The organism is Novipirellula sp. (assembly GCF_041583735.1).
GTDB lineage: Bacteria > Planctomycetota > Planctomycetia > Pirellulales > Pirellulaceae > Novipirellula.
The window spans coordinates 1-14,375 of the sequence record NZ_JBFHFD010000169.1 but is presented as its reverse complement, the minus strand read 5'-3'; the positions used below and the strand labels follow the sequence as shown (position 1 = coordinate 14,375).

Genomic DNA, 14,375 nt, shown 5'->3' with positions numbered 1-14,375 from the left:
GTTCAGTGATCTTCGCAACTGCAATTTGCGACCAAACCTCGAATGATGCGGATTTCAATTCGGCATCATCCAGCGTTTTTCTCGCACTCGCCCAGACTCCATCATTGATGACGTTGTCGGCGAATTCCTGGCCCGCCCAAGTTAACGCCAGGTTTGCTTTGCCGTAGCGATCTTTCCGGGGGGCCGTGTCGATGCCGCTCAGCATGGCACTTTGGGTCAACAACTCGATGTGATAGGCGAATACCCCATCGTCGACGTCGCCAATGAGTTGTTGGACTTCACTGGCCGACGGCCGCGTTTCATGCTTGCGAATCGCAAGCACGATGGCTCGAATCAAATCCATGTCGCGTATCATCTTCGTTGCTCGCTAGATGTTGGTTCTTGTACTTCACGCGATCAGCGGAGCACAATCAGCAATTGCTGACAACATCAATCCTCTAGCGGACTTCCAAAAAAACATCCGACGAAGCGGTCGATTCAATCCGCGTCGATGTTTTCTCGGGCCGCGGACCATACTGCGTGCTCGCCGCTGCTAGCGCGATGAATCTCGATTAAACCATCAAAAGAGCAAGCTTTTTAGACGCCTTTGTCATCGATACGTCTCGACAACCATCTGAAATGGCTTCGCTGGGCGGTTGGCTTCGCTGGGCGGTTGGCTTCGCTGGGCGATTGGCTTCGCCGGGCGGTTGGCTTTGCCGGCGAGTTTTAAAGCCGGGAGGACGTCTTGGTGTGGTCAGCATGGCTACGGCTTACTTGCCATCATCTCGCTCGTGACGAGGCGAATTGGCACAGCGTGTGCATAAAAAAGCGTATGCGTAAATGTGTAGGACCAAAGGCAAGCCGTTTCAGTTAGAGCATCTCCGTCGCCGATCCGCCAGAGGAAATCATGAGCCACTTTGATCACGCCAAAATTCTTGTGCCCTATGACTTCTCTGAATTTTCGCTGCCCGCGGTGGAAACAGCGATGAAGATCGCCGGCAGGAATGAAAATGTTACGGTATTGCACGTCGTTGAACCCGTTCCGCTCTACGGCTATTCCGCTGACAACGGCATCGAACTTGGCGGCGGCGCAGGCTGGGGAATGCCCGACGTTGGTTTGTCGGAAGAGATCGACGCGGGCCATCAACAGCGTGCGCTCGAAATGTTAAAAGCGGAATTTGACGACGCTGCTCACCGCGGACTGAATTACGAAACGGTCGTCAACGAACCGGCACACGGAATCACTGACTTTGCCGAAGCAAACGGTTTCGATTTGATCGTGTTGCCGTCGCATGGCCGCACAGGCGTTACTCGTCTGTTGATCGGATCGACTGCCGAACGCGTCGTCCGTTTAGCTCACTGTCCCGTGCTCGTTTTACGCGACTAGCGACGAATCCACTGTGGGTTTACGCCAAACAGAAGAATGGTGTTGCATCGTCCCTAGAAAGCGGTATCGGCTCCCGAAAACGAGACGCCTTCGGATTTGTCCACCGTGACGGAGGTCCCGTACAACAGAGTTGCCGTACAATAGACTTAACGATATTCAATCACGACCCTATCGCTGAGGTTATGCAAGGAGAATATGAGATGTTTCACAAATCCCATCTAGAACATTTTGGCGAGGGATTTCCTCAAGATTCCATTGGCTATGTGCCCGCCAAAGGCGATTGTTGGCGGCAAATGCAATTTGATCACGCCGACATGGATCCCAATGCCGAGGGGATTTCAGCGGAAGAAAAGAAGCGTCGCCTCGAGTACCTCGACACCGTGTGGTGGCCCAAAGTATTGCAGAAAGTTCACGTCGAACGACAGCGGCTCGAAGCTGAGCATGGGGAAACGTTTATCAAACGTTGGCATCAAGCCGTCAGTCGCTCTGCGGAACAACCGCACGGTTTTGGTAACGGATAGCGAGACGCCGCGTCACACGTGTGCGATTTGTAACGGCAACGATGCCGCTCGTTCCAATTCCGCACAACCGCGTTGCTATGTAGAGCGATTGTCCTCCATTGTTTCGCTGCTTTTAGCTAGCTGGGTTGGCGTCACAATTAGAGATTGCTGTTTTCGTTTGCCGTTCGGGCCATCGCTGTGAAGGATATAGAGATGGCAAATTTCGGCATTTGCGTTGTGTCGCTACGCTCGTCAGAGCGTGGAGGGGTTATTGGCAGATACGTATTACCACCTTCTGGCGAAGGTAACTACCCCCAAAATGCTTCCCCAAAATGCTTCACAGCACCTTCGTTTTTGGCACCCGCCCCGATTTTGTCTCCATCCAACCGGTCCTATCGCCCAGACGGCTATCATAAGACGAGACGGCGATCATAAGAGCAGTGATGTCGTACGAGTTCAGCAGTCTCCATTGGAGACGATTTCGCGAAGTGGCATTCATCCAAATGCTCTGAACATCAAACGGCATCCATCGTGTGGGAATAACGGCAGGACGAAGCATGGAAACGCTGATTGAACGATTGTGGCATCAGACTGCGGCGGACGAAGTCGTCCAATTGCTTAAGAGCGATGCAAACAGCGGGTTGGATCGGTTTGAGGTCGAGGCACGGCAACGGCACTTTGGCGTCAACGCCATTCCTGTCCGCCGCGGTCCCGGACCGCTCGTTCGTTTTTTGATGCAGTTTCATCAGCCGCTGCTGTACATCCTTCTGACGGCGGCTGCGATCACCGCTTTTTTGGACGAGTGGGTGGATGCGTCGGTCATCTTTGGCGTGGTGCTGGTCAATGCAGTTATCGGCTACTTGCAGGAAACAAAGGCCGCCAAAGCACTCGAGGCGCTGGCCAAGACGACATTAACCGAAGCACGCGTGGTTCGATCGGGAGAAACGCGAAACGTCCCGTCAACCGAATTGGTGCCAGGGGACGTAGTGCTATTGCAATCGGGTGACAAGGTCCCTGCGGATTTGCGTTTGCTGCGGTCGCGCGATTTGCAAGTGGACGAGTCGGCGCTGACGGGCGAGTCGGTCCCGGTCGAAAAGAAGGCGATCGAACTGCGTTTGGAAACGCCGCTCGCCGAACGCCGCAACATGGCATACGCCTCGACCCTGGTGACTTATGGTCAAGGCCGCGGTGTCGTGGTGGCGACGGCAGCGAAAACCGAAGTCGGGCGGATATCCGAACTGATTTCGCTGGCCGATGTGCTGGAAACACCGCTGACACGCAAGATCGCCAAATTTAGCCGCGTGTTGTTGGTGGTGATTCTGTTATTGGCCGCGGTCACCTTCGCCGTCGGCGTGTGGCGTGGGCAAGCCAAGTTCGAGATGTTTATGGCGGCGGTTGCGTTGGCGGTGGGGGCGATTCCCGAAGGACTGCCTGCCGCAGTCACGATTACATTGGCGATAGGCGTCGCTCGCATGGCTCGACGGCGTGCGATTATTCGAAAACTGCCCGCGGTGGAAACGCTCGGCGGCACTACCGTTGTCTGTTCCGATAAAACAGGCACGTTGACCGTGAACCAGATGACCGTGCTGGAAATCTGGGCCGCCGGACAGCGATTGACGGCATCGGGAAGCGGTTATGAACCGAGCGGTAATATACAAGTCTGCGGTGACGATCAAGCGGATGTTTTGTCTAACGCCGCGGTGCGTCATTGTCTACAGGCCGGATTGATGTGTAATGACTCGCAATTGGTTAGCACAGAGTCGGGATGGAAGGTGCAAGGCGATCCGACGGAAGGCGCATTGATCGCCGTGGCGGGCAAGGCAGGTTTGGATGCAAAGCAGCTCGACCGAAAATTGCCTCGGTTGGACACGATTCCTTTTGAGTCACAGCATCAATACATGGCGACTTTGCACGAAAACGGTGCGAATCACACACGACATCTTTACGTAAAAGGAGCTGTGGAAGTCCTGCTGTCGAAGTGTCCGTTGGCCATGATGACTGCGGGAGAAACCTGTCCACTGGATGTCGCGGTGGTTCATCAGCAAGTCGAAGCGATGGCGGCCGAGGGATTGCGAGTGTTGGCGTTTGCGGGAAAACCGCTGCCACCGGCGACCCACGATATCAGCCACGGCGATGTCGGCGACCTCGTTTTCTATGGATTGCAGGGCATGATTGATCCGCCGCGACCCGAAGCGGTGGCGGCGATCAAAGCGTGCCAGACCGCGGGCATCCGCGTGAAAATGATCACAGGCGATCACGCCAAAACGGCGCAAGCGATTGCGCAGCAACTCGGACTCGATGGAACGCGCCCGAGCGACGCGCACGACCCGATCGTCAAGACCGCTCACGATCTTGCCGGGACCAGCGACCAGCAGTTGATCGAGGTGGCCGATCAGGTGGCCGTGTTCGCCCGAGCGACCCCCGAGTTGAAATTGCGACTCGTACGCGCGTTACAGGCCAACGGACATATCGTCGCCATGACCGGTGACGGCGTCAACGACGCACCGGCACTAAAACAGGCCGATATCGGGGTGGCGATGGGGATCGGTGGGACCGAGGTCGCCAAGGAAGCGGCCGATATGGTGCTGACCGATGACAACTTTGCCTCGATCGAAGCTGCGGTCGAAGAAGGCCGCGGCGTGTTTGACAATCTGACCAAGTTCATCGTTTGGACACTGCCCACGAACATGGGGGAGGGGTTTGTGATTTTGGCAGCAATCTTTGTCGGCGTGGCGTTGCCAATCCTGCCGGTGCAAATTTTATGGATCAACATGACCACTGCCGTCTTGCTAGGCCTGATGCTCGCCTTTGAGCCTAAAGAAGACGACATCATGACGCGACCCCCTCGCGATCCTCACGCTCCTATTTTGACAGGCGAGTTGATCGGCCGAATCGTCCTCGTCTCGCTCGTGATGTTGGTAGGGGCCTTTGGTTCGTTTGAATGGGCGATTGGACGAGGCTACAGCGAAGTCGTCGCTCGCACGGTGTCGGTGAACGTGTTTGTGATGGTCGAATTGTTTTATTTATTCAACTGCCGCTCGCTGACAAAATCGATGTTCGAACTTGGGATCTTGTCCAACCGCTGGATCGGTCTCGGGGTGGCGGCAATGTTGGGATTGCAGATGGCGTTTACTTACGCGCCGATCATGAACCGCATTTTCCACAGCGCCCCGATCGGTTGGGATGCTTGGTGGCGAATCCTGCTGACTGGATTGGCAACGTACATGATTGTCGGATTCGAGAAATGGGTGCGGCGAAAACGCCGTAGCGGGACGCGAGTGGCTTCCGATTCCGCTTAGTTTGCCAAGGTATTGATAGTGCGATTGCGCGACCGTGATCGAACGAACCATGCGATCTGCAAAGAGGAGGCTACTGCTTAGGATCGGACTTTGTCGGATCCCGTCGACCTATCCTGTCTTTTCTCGACTTGTTTTTGGATGCGACGTTCGACCCACCCGACGAAGATTAAAACGAGCACTGCCATGATCGCGACACCGACGGCGAAGGTGAGTTGTCCCACCGCGACGGCGATGCCAATTCCGGCAGTTAACAAAATCGAAGCCGCAGTGGTCAACCCTTCGACCCGATTGTCTTGATGATGAATGATCGTGCCAGCGCCAAGAAAGCTGATGCCGACCACGATGGCTTGAATCATCCGAATCGGGTCGGCGCTAATATTGCTCTCGTTGCCTTGATTGAATCGCTCGAGCACGACATCGCCAAGCAGCACCAACATCGCCGAGGCGGCACAGACAAACATATGAGTCCGCAGCCCGGCAGGTTTGTCTGCAAATTCACGCTCGATGCCGACGACGGCGCCAAGCGTGCCGGCGATCAAGACCACAATGATTTGATGAAGCTGGTCTTCCATGGGACTGAATGGGGATCGGATTCGGGGCGTCAATTCGAGGTGTCAATTCGGGGGGATCAAGCGACGGGAAGTACGCTGCTTTTCCATCGGGAACAGGGTCAACGAGCGTTCCGTCATCGACGGGTTACTGGCCAACGCTTCGCTATTGGCCAACACTACAAATATCGTGCCGAATCGGTTCGAGCCGCTGCTGGATAAAAAACCAAGCAATCAACGCCATCAAACATTCCACCGCGATGAAAAGCATGCGGGCCATCATGGCCGCCAGCAGCGCGTGTGTGGGGCCGGTCACCAAACCAAGGATGGTCGTTAATACCAATTCGCGAATGCCCGCACCGCCCGGTAACAGCGATGCAAACCCGATCACCATGGCAAGTGAAATGGATGCGGTGGCGATCGCCAACAATTGCGCAATCGATGAGGGGGGAGCCGCGGTAGGAATCGCGGTCACGATCATCGCGAACGAGCTTCCGATCAAAATCCAGCCAAGGGTGGACCAAGCCCAGCCCTTGCCGCAAGCTAACCAGGCATGACTTCCAAGCTCGGAGGTTTGCCGCATCAACCGAGTGGCAACAATTTGAAGCACTGGGGGTAGCGTAGGGACACTGGCTAACACCGCTCCGGTTGCCGCGGCGACCATCATCCAAACCGGAACTGGCAGCGTAACGATCACGATGCCTGCGACCGCGGCGCCCACGGCCATCATCATGAATGTTTCCAAAAACACGCAAATGGTTGCGGGCATCACCGGTACCGAACATCGTTTAAGCACGCCGACTCGCAACACGACAACCATTGCCTTGCCCGGCACATACTTGCCGATGTGTCCGAGCGTTTGGGCGGCAACAACGAGAGCCACCGGAGGTCGATGACCGAGCACCGCCAACCAGCCGCGAAGCACCATTGCCGATACAAGCGTGCCGGCCGCATACAGTAACGCGGCCAATCCGATGCGTGACCAGCGGATGGTGCTTAGCGTGGGAATGCTTTGCCGCAGTGCCGTTCGTTGCTGCTTCAGCGAGCGGGTTGTGATCGAATCATCCGCTGCGGCGATCTGTAAGTCGATTTCATGAATCTGGCGGACCACACGCTCACGTTCGGTTTGCCATTGGCGTACAGCGGAACGGACGGCAAAAAAAAGTCCCACGATAACCACGATGGAAATTATGATCTTGGCGATTCGCAGCCATTTTTTGCGACCGCTGCGATGCGAAGCCACAGGCCGTGACGAGACAGCGTCCATTTCGGAGGATTCGTTTGACTTATCCACTGCGATTCTTTCGAGAACGATTGTTCCGTCTATCCATAAATTCGGTGATCCTTCACAATCGGGCACGATCCGATTGGGATACAATTCCTAACCACGCTTCCCCCACTTCCCTACCCCCCAAGTCGAGCAGGCTCGATGACGAAACGTCGACCCAAAAATAATCCCAAACAATCTCAGCCTATCGCACCGATTGCTTCCTCCGGCCAGGCATCATCGACAACGCGTTCGGACGACGATAACGCTTCGCCGCCGCGAACGTTGGCGTCCACCAAAGCGATGTTGGAGCGGTTGCCGTCGCTGTCGCGGATTTTGTCGGTGCTGATGCTGTTGCTCGGTATATTCGCGGTCGGAGCGTTGTTCTACAAGGTGATGGCCGGATTCTTTGTGCCGTTGTTCCTGGCCGCCCTGCTGGTCGTGATCTTTCGACCGGTGCACGATTGGATTTACGCCAAGACAAAAGGGAAGCGTCGATTGGCCGCCGCTTCGACCACGCTGATGATCCTGATGATGGTGTTGATGCCAATGATTGTCGTGTTGTCGGTGGCGACCAGCCAATTTACCGCGATGGTCAGCCACATGAATTTTAATGATCTGACCAACGCACTTGATCGTGCTCGTGACCAATTTGGGATTTCATTGCCGCACGCGGAAAAGTTTCGCCGGTTGGATGAGCTGACCGATTCGCTGGACGATTCGGTGCTGGTCAGTGAAGGGCTGCGTGGTATCGACCAAGAGACGTCGGTCGCCGAGTTTTTGATGTCGTTGTCCGGCGTGATGCAGGCTTCGGAACATCGTCAGATCATTTTGGACAACATTTCCGAAGCAAAATCGCTGATCCTGTTTCTGCAGAACGATGTCGAAGGTCCGCCCGCTGCAGATGCAGCAGCTGAAATCGCGATCGAGCGGCTGGACGAACTCAAGAATTCGTTGCCCCACGCCAGCGAAGTTGCAAATCGGCCGGACGCGGCAGATCCGATCGATGCGGGGGCTCGCGAACCGGCTGCGGATTCCGACGTCGCGTTTGGCGACCCTGAGAACCAGCGTGATCCGGATGACGTTGTTCCGCTGGATCAACTGAACGCCGAAGAACAATTTCATCGTCAAAGCGTGATCGCTTCGGCGGCAATCCGATCATGGATGCAAACGTTGCTTGGAGGCACGCTACGCAGCCAAGTGCGATTGATCGCCAACCCGAGTGCCGAAGATTTCAAGAGTCTATTGAGTCGCGGACGTGAATCGCTGCAGCCGCGGTTTGTCAGTCTAACCAGTGCAACGGGAAATTACCTTGGCAAGATCGTGGTGGGGTTATTGGTTCTGATCATTGCGGTTTACTTTTTTCTGATCGATGGCGCCGCGATGATTCGCACGCTGATGCGGCTGAGCCCGCTAGACGACAATTACGAACGGCGGCTGTTGTTGGAATTTGATCGCACCAGTCGCGCGGTCGTGTTGGCAAGTGTACTCAGCGCAATCGTGCAAGGGGTCTTGGGGGGGCTGGGCTACTATGTGCTCGGTTTCGAATCGGTGGTGTTGTTGTTTTTGGCCACCACGCTGATGTCGTTGGTGCCGTTTTTGGGTGCCGCGTCGGTTTGGGTGCCGTGTGTGGTTTGGCTTGGCATGGTCGAACAACGCTGGACCGCGGCAATTGTGTTGGCGCTATACGGGATGTTGGTGATTTCATCGATCGACAACGTGATCAAAGTCTATGTGCTGCATGGCCGTTCGCAATTGCACCCACTGTTTGCTCTGCTGAGCGTGTTGGGGGGCGTGAAAGTGTTTGGTCCGATCGGTATTTTGGTAGGCCCGATGGTCGTGGTGTTCTTGCAAACGCTGCTTGAAATCCTCAATCACGAGCTCGATGACACCGCCTCGGCCGAAGCCATCGCCGAAACGACGGCGAATGAGGGCTAGACGGCCAAACTCGCTATTCGCACCTTGAACCGTCTTTGCTTTGCTGCGGCAAAGTTAAAACTGGCCGAAGCAATGTCTTGGGAAAAAGATCTTGCCGTTGCGTGCATCGATGTGATGCCGTGATCTATCATGGCAAGCTTTGAATCCGAAACAGAAGATTCGCGTTACATTGACCTTCTTTGCATTGCGAACGTCAAATAGGAGATTGCGGAGATGAAAATGGTCATTGCTGTCGCGAGGATTTGCCTGATAGTTGCGATTTGCCTTGCCGCCCCGATGTTGGCAGTGCTATTAGGCGTCGGTGGTACTGCGGCATGTGCCGAAGAGGTTCTTTTCAGCACGTCGTTCGAATACGGCGACGAGGCCGCTTTTCGTGCGGTCCAAGACGGTCCGATTCGAATCCATGCGACGGGAACTGCAAGTGTCACGTCGAAATTTGCTCGCACGGGCAAGCAGTGTTTGCACCTGCTGGGCGACGAAAATAATTCGATCACGTTTGTGATCCCTGCCGAGATCCAAGCGGTCAAAGGAATCCAATTCCATGCGGAACGCTGGACCCGTCGAGACCCGTTTTCATTTTTGGTCGAGGCGAGACAAGGTGGCCAGTGGCACGAGGTTTCCAAGATTGACCGTATCGTCAACGTCGGAGCTAGGTTTTTGTCGCACATTCAACTTGCGATCCCCGCTGACGAAAAGGTCGAGGCGATTCGCTTCAGCGTGACCGCAGCACCCCAAGCCGGGGTTTTGATCGACGATTTGTCGCTGCTCGCATCGCCGCCGCAGCGACCGAGTTCGATTCCATCGGACGTGATGCCGACGGAGCCACTGAAATTGATCGATGATCAACCGTTGTTCGTGTCCGGCCAAAACGACACGCATACCTTTCGAATTCCCGCGATCGCAACCGCGGTCAATGGCGATTTGATTGCGGCATGTGATGCGCGCAGAAAAGGGAGTGCGGATTTGATCGGACAACGTACGATCGATATCGTCTTTCGGCGTAGCACCGACAACGGCAAAACCTGGTCGCCGGTGGAGGTGCTTGACCCGTACCAGGACGGCGGCTGTAGCGATCCGTCTCTGATCGTCGACGAGACGACGGGGGATGTCTTTTGTTTCTACAATTACATGGTCGCCGATCGAACGAGTAAGGAATACCGCTTCGTGGTGCAAAAAAGCTCGGACAATGGTGTGACTTGGGACGCACCGATTGACTTTACCGATCAAGTGGCTGGTCCGGAGTTGAAGGATGCCTTCAAATTCATTACCTCGGGCCGCGGAATTCAAACGCGTACGGGTTTGCTGGTGCACAACTATGTGCAGGTTGGCAAAAGCGTCACGTTGTTTGCAAGCCGCGACCACGGGGCAACTTGGGAAACGATCGGTGATGTCAGCCCCGGTGACGAGTCGAAAGTGGTCGAGCTACCCGACGGAACGCTGATGGTGAATTCACGGATCGGTCCGGGAAAGCGGTTTGTGCACCGGTCATCTGATGGCGGGCAAACGTGGGACAGCGTCAGCGATTTCAACCTGCCCGACCCTCGCTGTAACGCCTGTCTCATCCAGTACACGGCCAAGCGAGATGGTTATGCCAAAGATCGGCTGCTATTTGTCAATGCCGCGTCCAATTCGGCACGCGAAAACTTGGCGGTGCGGATCAGCTACGACGGCGGTTGGACTTGGAGCGAAGGCAAGGTGATCGATCCAGGACCGTCAGCCTATTCGGAGATCACGGTACTGGCAGATGGCAGCTTCGGCGTGCTCTACGAACCAGGATACAAAGAGGTCCGCTTCGTCCGCTTCACGCTCGAGGAGTTGACCGACGGCGAGGATCAATTGGTCAAACCCTACGCTGCTGTAGGGAACAATTGACTGTCTCCATGAATCTCGCAGTCAGCGGCATTCACCAACGCTGTGATGAATTTAGAGACGACAATTGACGGCATTTGCGCTGCGTAGCTACGCTCGCCAGAGCGTGGATGGGGGCCGGCCAATACGAATCACCACCTTCTGGCGAAGGTAGCTACGAGAAAATGCTTCACAGCGTTTCGGTCAATAGTTGCCAGCAGACGAGTTGCATTCGTGGCATGTGAAACGGACCTTTCCAAAGATTGCCTTTCAGCGTCGAACTGACGCTTCCGTCGCGATGAAGGTAGCCAAACCACTCGCCATGTTCGGGGTCGGGAAAATGGTCATACGTCCAATCATGGATCATCGCGTGCCATTTCGCATACTTCGGATCGCCAGTCAGTTCGTAGGCTAACAGCGTCGCGATGATCGTTTCGTTTTGAGGCCACCAGAACTTCATGTCGTGCCAATATTCTTGAACCGGCAACCCGTTGACGTCGACGAAATAGAGCATTCCGCCGTGTTCGCGATCCCAGCCACGCTCCCACATCCAGTCGAGCATCTTGCATCCAGTGCGAATCAGTTCCTGATCGCCACGGATTTTTCCTTCCATCATGATGAACCACGCACCCTCGATCGCATGCCCTGGATTGAGTGTCCGCCCATCAAAATGATCGATCTGTGCACCGTCGATTCCCACCGTTTCCATCACGCACTGAATGTCGTCTTTCAAGTGAAAACGCCGAATGTCTTCGATGCTGCGGTCGATCCACTCGTTGGCATCGGGCAGGTTGATTGATTCGCGTAACTCTTGGGCGGTGACGATCGTGATCATCGGAAAGCCGAGGCCACGTAGCGGACGGGTGTCGGTGAATTTGGGAGCGGTGTCCTGGGGATTCAGATTGTGATCAATGAAACGCTGAAACGTACGCTTCGCTTTTTCGGCATAATGCGATTCGCCCGTTGCTTTGGCCAACTCTCCGTAAGCGATCGCAGCAAAGCTTTCGGTGAACGCATAGCGTCGCTTACGAATCGGTTTCCCATCGCGGGTGACGTGAAACCACATCCGGCCGTCACTCGGGTCAAAGCAGTGATCGTCAATGAACTTTGCCCCGTGCTTGGCGAACTCGAGCCATTCAGGTCGCTGATCAACGTTGTTGTAGAGTTCCCCCAACAGCCATGTGAATCGTCCCTGTTGCCACACGCCCTTGTCGGTATCAATGACAGTGCCGTCACGGTCCAGTGACATCATGAAACCGCCTTGTTCTCGATCGACACAGTGCTTGGTCCAAAATGGCAATGTGTCATTGAGTAATCCATCGCGGTACGTCGAAATCAATTTAGCACGGCGGATAGCATCCATAAACATCAACCTCGTAGCGAAAGTCGCAGAGACTTTCGGTTTTCCTTGGTTTGGTCGAAACTCTCTGCGAGTTTCGCTACGTCACTTACGATGCAACGTATAGATCGTCAAGCCTGTCAAATCGTTGGATGGCTTGCCAAACGCGAGACTGCTGGCGAAACCGACGACGACACAGGAGGTAATGCCGCTGGCGGTGTAGAGATATCCGTTGACGGCAGTGAACTTCCACAGACAAAACATCACTCCGGCACCCACGATCGCACCAAGCATTGCCCCGGTCGCATTGGCTCGTCGGCTGAGCGCTCCCAACACGAACAGTCCGCCCAACACTCCCATGAACAAACCGATGACCATGATGAACGTGTCAAATAGCGACTTGATGTCGGGATTCACGAAGACCAGTCCTAGCAGCGTGCCAAGCACTCCCAACGCGAGCGTCCAGAAACGGGCCGCGTTGAGGTAGCCGTGGTCGGATTTGCACAGATTTAATGGACGCATGAAATCGGTGACAATCGTGGTGGCCGTTGAGTTCATGCTGGTCGACACCGTCGACTGAGCTGCCGCAAACACGGCGGCCACGATCAGCCCGGCGATTCCAATCGGCATTTCACGAGCGATGAACAATGGAAAAATTTGATCGGTCGTGATCGTCGGATCCAGTTTCTCGGGATGCGAACGGTAGAAAGCAAACAGTGCCGTTCCAATCCCAAAGAACAATAACGTTGCTGGGATGGTCAGCACCGCGTTGGTCCAAATCGAACGTGCCGCCAAATCTTGGGTCGCCGTGGTCATATACCGCTGCACCACCGCTTGATCGGCAGAGTACGACGAGACATTCTGAGCGATTGAACCAAGGATGATCACCCACAGGGCGATCTGCGCACTGGTGGCGTCCCAGTGAAAATTCGCAATTTGAAACTTGTTCGCATCCGCTGCTGTCGTCGCGAATCCACCGATACCTCCATCCACGCCGCTGACCAGCAAGATCATCGCCAACAGCCCGCCACCCAGTAACACCACGGTTTGGATGGTGTCGGTCCAAATGACGGCTTCGATTCCGCCCATCGTGCAGTAGGTGATGCTTAGCACGCCCATCAACAACACCGATTGTGCAGGGGTCAGCGGTGTGGCGACCGCGAGCGCCAAACCGGTGAGCGACATCACCACGGCCATTCGGAAAACATGAAACAGCGTGAAGCTGGCGCTGCCAAACAGACGCACGCTAGGACTAAAACGCTTTTCCAAGTACTCGTACGCACTGGTTGCGTCGATCCGGCGGTAAAACGGCATCACCACAAAGACCGCCAGCACCGCGACCACCGGTATCATGAAATTGCCAATCGAGTACACCCAATCCTGAGCAAACGATTTGGACGGAATGCCGGTGAACGTCAGCGAGCTGAGCATGGTGGCAAAGATGCTGCAGCCAGCGGCCCACCACGGAATCGTCTGGCCGCCGCGGAAGAAATCGTTCGTGCTCTTGTTCTTGTTGGTGAAGTAGACTCCAACGCCGACCATCGCAAGCAAATAGCTAAAAAGGACGATGTAATTGACTGTGCCGAAGTCTCGATCGGTGCTGGTCGGTGTGACGCGATACACCTGGGGCGATCGCACGCGTGGACGAACTTCGCCGCTGGGAATGACGATCGAATCGTCCCACTTCACCGCGATCGTGGTGACATGATTCGCGGGCGTTGCGCCCGCTTCGACCCAGGTATCGGTGATCGTGTGGTACGCGAGTGATTGTTTGATAAAACCGGGATGATTGTCTTTGAGCTCATCGCCCTGGAAAAACAGTGAGCCATCGGCGCCGCCTAGGACGAAGATGTGGCTTTGCCCAAACCCAATTCCGGTGCCAGCCATCACGCACCGCGGCGTTTCATTTCGCTGCCGCCACTGCTGTGTCACGGGCGTGTACTCCCAAACGTCTTTTAGGAAGTCAACATTCTCGCCGTCTTGTCGCCGGCCGCTGATCACATAGACGCAATCGTGATAACCGTTGTGCTGTGCGACAGTCAGATTGAACGCGCGGGGCGGACCTGGACACGACGGAAGCTCTTTCCAAACGAATGCGTTGGGGTCGCCTTGCTGCGACAAGTCCAGCGACCAGAAATTGGACATCGCCGAATCGAGTGACGCATCCTGTTGGCCGCCCGCGAAATAGATCGTATTACCGGATAACGTGGCGGCGCCATGGGCACAGGGCTTTGGTAGCGGCGGATATTCCTCGACTGTGATTTTTCTGC

The 14,375-nt window shown here is 55.4% G+C and carries 11 protein-coding genes; 6 read left to right on the top strand and 5 right to left on the bottom strand.

Going from position 1 to position 14,375, the window contains the following annotated elements:
- Nucleotides 1–355 (bottom strand): DUF2513 domain-containing protein (locus ABX962_RS14490; RefSeq protein WP_372720574.1); only part of this gene is annotated, 355 nt, incomplete at its 3' end.
- A gap of 231 nt (nucleotides 356–586) precedes the next feature.
- Between ABX962_RS14490 and ABX962_RS14485 the strand changes: the two genes are divergently transcribed.
- From ABX962_RS14485 to ABX962_RS14470, 4 genes are all read left to right on the top strand, one after another.
- Nucleotides 587–709 carry a hypothetical protein gene (locus ABX962_RS14485; RefSeq protein ID WP_372720572.1) on the top strand — a complete coding sequence of 41 codons (123 nt, stop codon included), beginning with the start codon at nucleotides 587–589 and terminating at the stop codon, nucleotides 707–709.
- Nucleotides 710–886: 177 nt separating this feature from the next.
- Complete coding sequence (locus tag ABX962_RS14480; RefSeq protein WP_372720570.1) at nucleotides 887–1,366, top strand: universal stress protein; 480 nt, start codon at nucleotides 887–889, stop codon at nucleotides 1,364–1,366.
- Nucleotides 1,367–1,566: 200 nt separating this feature from the next.
- Entirely contained in the window at nucleotides 1,567–1,887 is a 321-nt protein-coding gene (locus ABX962_RS14475) for a hypothetical protein (protein WP_372720568.1), read from the top strand.
- A gap of 536 nt (nucleotides 1,888–2,423) precedes the next feature.
- Nucleotides 2,424–5,165: a cation-transporting P-type ATPase gene (locus ABX962_RS14470; RefSeq protein WP_372720566.1), complete on the top strand. Its 2,742-nt coding sequence runs from the start codon at nucleotides 2,424–2,426 to the stop codon at nucleotides 5,163–5,165.
- A gap of 77 nt (nucleotides 5,166–5,242) precedes the next feature.
- Here ABX962_RS14470 and ABX962_RS14465 read toward each other — a convergent pair whose 3' ends face one another.
- Together ABX962_RS14465 and ABX962_RS14460 are read right to left on the bottom strand one after the other, a co-directional pair.
- Nucleotides 5,243–5,737, bottom strand: coding sequence for an MgtC/SapB family protein (locus ABX962_RS14465; RefSeq protein WP_372720564.1), 495 nt, complete (start codon nucleotides 5,735–5,737; stop codon nucleotides 5,243–5,245).
- A gap of 142 nt (nucleotides 5,738–5,879) precedes the next feature.
- On the bottom strand, nucleotides 5,880–7,007 hold the full coding sequence (locus tag ABX962_RS14460; protein WP_372720562.1) for a YbhN family protein: 1,128 nt from the start codon (nucleotides 7,005–7,007) through the stop codon (nucleotides 5,880–5,882).
- A gap of 135 nt (nucleotides 7,008–7,142) precedes the next feature.
- Here ABX962_RS14460 and ABX962_RS14455 point away from each other — a divergent pair, with 135 nt between their 5' ends.
- The gene (locus ABX962_RS14455; protein WP_372720561.1) at nucleotides 7,143–8,918 is read left to right on the top strand and encodes an AI-2E family transporter; all 1,776 of its coding nucleotides are present in this window, start codon (nucleotides 7,143–7,145) and stop codon (nucleotides 8,916–8,918) included.
- A gap of 213 nt (nucleotides 8,919–9,131) precedes the next feature.
- The gene (locus ABX962_RS14450; RefSeq protein WP_372720559.1) at nucleotides 9,132–10,790 is read left to right on the top strand and encodes an exo-alpha-sialidase; all 1,659 of its coding nucleotides are present in this window, start codon (nucleotides 9,132–9,134) and stop codon (nucleotides 10,788–10,790) included.
- Nucleotides 10,791–10,956: 166 nt separating this feature from the next.
- Here the strand turns inward: ABX962_RS14450 and ABX962_RS14445 are convergent, their stop codons facing one another.
- Nucleotides 10,957–12,129: an AGE family epimerase/isomerase gene (locus ABX962_RS14445; RefSeq protein ID WP_372720557.1), complete on the bottom strand. Its 1,173-nt coding sequence runs from the start codon at nucleotides 12,127–12,129 to the stop codon at nucleotides 10,957–10,959.
- An 81-nt stretch (nucleotides 12,130–12,210) separates the two neighbouring features.
- A partial coding sequence (locus ABX962_RS14440) for a sodium/solute symporter (protein WP_372720555.1) occupies nucleotides 12,211–14,375 on the bottom strand: 2,165 nt, incomplete at its 5' end.

What these genes read in the sequence shown, in the direction of transcription:
- ABX962_RS14480 (WP_372720570.1), top strand. Translation starts at nt 887, where the DNA reads ATGAGCCACTTTGATCACGCCAAAATTCTTGTGCCCTATGACTTCTCT.
- ABX962_RS14475 (WP_372720568.1), top strand. Translation starts at nt 1,567, where the DNA reads ATGTTTCACAAATCCCATCTAGAACATTTTGGCGAGGGATTTCCTCAA.
- ABX962_RS14470 (WP_372720566.1), top strand. Translation starts at nt 2,424, where the DNA reads ATGGAAACGCTGATTGAACGATTGTGGCATCAGACTGCGGCGGACGAA.
- ABX962_RS14465 (WP_372720564.1), bottom strand. Translation starts at nt 5,737, where the DNA reads ATGGAAGACCAGCTTCATCAAATCATTGTGGTCTTGATCGCCGGCACG.
- ABX962_RS14455 (WP_372720561.1), top strand. Translation starts at nt 7,143, where the DNA reads ATGACGAAACGTCGACCCAAAAATAATCCCAAACAATCTCAGCCTATC.
- ABX962_RS14450 (WP_372720559.1), top strand. Translation starts at nt 9,132, where the DNA reads ATGAAAATGGTCATTGCTGTCGCGAGGATTTGCCTGATAGTTGCGATT.
- ABX962_RS14445 (WP_372720557.1), bottom strand. Translation starts at nt 12,129, where the DNA reads ATGGATGCTATCCGCCGTGCTAAATTGATTTCGACGTACCGCGATGGA.